The organism is Cellulophaga sp. 20_2_10, assembly GCF_023476645.1.
Classification (GTDB): Bacteria; Bacteroidota; Bacteroidia; order Flavobacteriales; family Flavobacteriaceae; genus Cellulophaga.
Map to the genome: position 1 here is coordinate 1 of NZ_JAMCOJ010000038.1, position 2115 is coordinate 2115.

The 2115-nt window shown below is 31.1% G+C and carries 2 protein-coding genes; both read right to left on the bottom strand.

Annotated features, from left to right (window positions below; all coding sequences use genetic code 11):
• Positions 1–255: 255 nt before the first annotated feature.
• The gene (locus M4I21_RS18390) at positions 256–1296 is read right to left on the bottom strand and encodes a hypothetical protein (protein ID WP_249560688.1); all 1041 of its coding nucleotides are present in this window, start codon (positions 1294–1296) and stop codon (positions 256–258) included.
• A 210-nt stretch (positions 1297–1506) separates the two neighbouring features.
• Positions 1507–2013: a hypothetical protein gene (locus M4I21_RS18395; RefSeq protein WP_249560689.1), complete on the bottom strand. Its 507-nt coding sequence runs from the start codon at positions 2011–2013 to the stop codon at positions 1507–1509.
• Between the last annotated feature and the right edge of the window lie 102 nt (positions 2014–2115).

Sequence of the window (2115 nt, forward strand, 5' to 3'; positions counted from 1 at the left end):
CTTGCTGCGCGGGATAACAGTTTGATAAATCAACCTGTTTCCTAAATTATTAAAGAAAAAACTTGTTTTTTAACACAGTACCTATGGTTAGTACGGAAATTAAAAGTAGTGAACTTTCGATTAAGCACTTAGCCAAATCTTTTTATTTTGTTTTATCTTTTTTGTTATAAAGCCAAATCAAAAGATTTGGCGGACTTCATAAATATACCCAAATTTTGGATTAAGCACCAAAGCCCGTATTAATTATAGCCATTGTTAGGCAAAGTTTTTATGATACTCTTTATAAAATTCAATATGTTTTTTATTTGACTCAATTGTTCTTTCAAAAGTTTCTTCCTTACCCGACATTACTCTTAATAGAAAAGCGTTTTGTCCTTCATATACTTTAGATATAAGCTCTCCGATTATTTTAACGTCTTTTCCTTTTACAGACTCAAAATATAATTCTGCATTTAAATCATAGATTGGAATTACGTCATCATCAGCAAATCGAAATAGTGTTCCGATTCTTTTTTCTCTATCGATACAATTTTGAATTAAATATGAATCACTAAAATAATTAGTTTCATAATTCATTTCAGTTTGAATAGGTTGTAAAACAGTTAATACGCCTTTAAGTAATTTCAATCCACTAATTTTTTTTGAAACAGTTCTATTATATTGCCAATCCTTTAATGATAGCATTCCGTTTTCAACAGATTCAATTTTCTTTGGAAATGGAAATCCACAATTTTCAGAAATAACAAAATCGTTCGAACCATTTAAGATTAAAATATTATTAATTCTTAAACCAAAACAAGATGGATTAAATTGAAATGATAAAGTTTCTACACCGAATGCATTTAAGCCGTCCGATTTTTTATTGGATTCAAGGAATTGAATTTGCATAAACCTATCTTTCCTTCCGATTCTATTTTCAATAAACATTCTCGGATTTATTCCTGCTTTATTTTTTTCTAAATAATAGTAGTTTATCCATAGTCCAATTCTAACTTTATCTAACCAATCCAAAAGCTTAATAGCTTCATTTGAATTGATTTCTATTTTGTCGCATAATTTCTCGACTATAGGTCTTACTTCCCCTTCGAGATTTGCGTATTTGTCATTACATTTTGTGCAAGATGGAACAGTAAACCTTTTCCAACTAAAAATTATTTCTTTCCCTTCAAGGTAATTATTTCCAAATTTCACTACTCTGTTTGGGTCACCTGTCATTTTTAATAACCACTGCGGAAGAACGTGTTCTTTGTTCTTTTTTTCAGGTGGGTTTCCACAAAAAACACAAATTTTGTTCATCAACTATTCGTTTTTTTTTAATTTTGCCTAACGCCTAAGCTAAAGTTAGTGCGGAGGCAAGGAAACTTTTCGTTTCCGACTTCGCGCTGAGCCAAAACTTTTTGTTTGCGTTTTATTTTTTTTATTATTAAAATGTCAAATCCAACAGATTTGGCGACCTTATAAAATTACACAGACTTTTTGACTTAACACCAAACCACCGCATTAATTTTAGGTTTTGTTGTAAGTAGTTTTTTCTTTTAATTCTAACAGTTCTTCAATAAAGTATTTGTACTTCTTACTCTCATACTTAAATGCCAAGGTAGTCAGAAGATATCCGAACAATAACATTCCAAAAGGAACTAAAACCACTGGAGTAAACTCATCCATAATGGATTTTGCTCCAAATGCAATGAGTCCGAGAAGAACACCACTCATCCAAAATGTCATAAATCCTAGCACAAAGTGCATCAGCCTCATTTTGACATTTAGGATGTTTTTTTCTCCTCTAGATTCAACGGTTGCAATCAGAACTGGAAGAAATGAATTTCTATATCTTATAAGTCTTTTCATCCGGAAGGTGTTTCCATTAATCTTGCCTTCATATGGTTTTTGTTTATTAGACCATAAGGAACGAAATGTTTGTTCTGGTTCAAGGTTCTCCGATATACGTCTAAAAACTTCCTCTTTGTCTAGTGTCGTTTCAAAAGTGTATTTTTCATAAGGAAGATATTTCATGCTAAAATTACTTACAACGTTTCAGCTATAGTTAGTGCGGAACTAAGGAAACCTTTTCGTTTCCGACTTCGGACTAAGCTAAAACTTTTTGTTTGTTTTTTA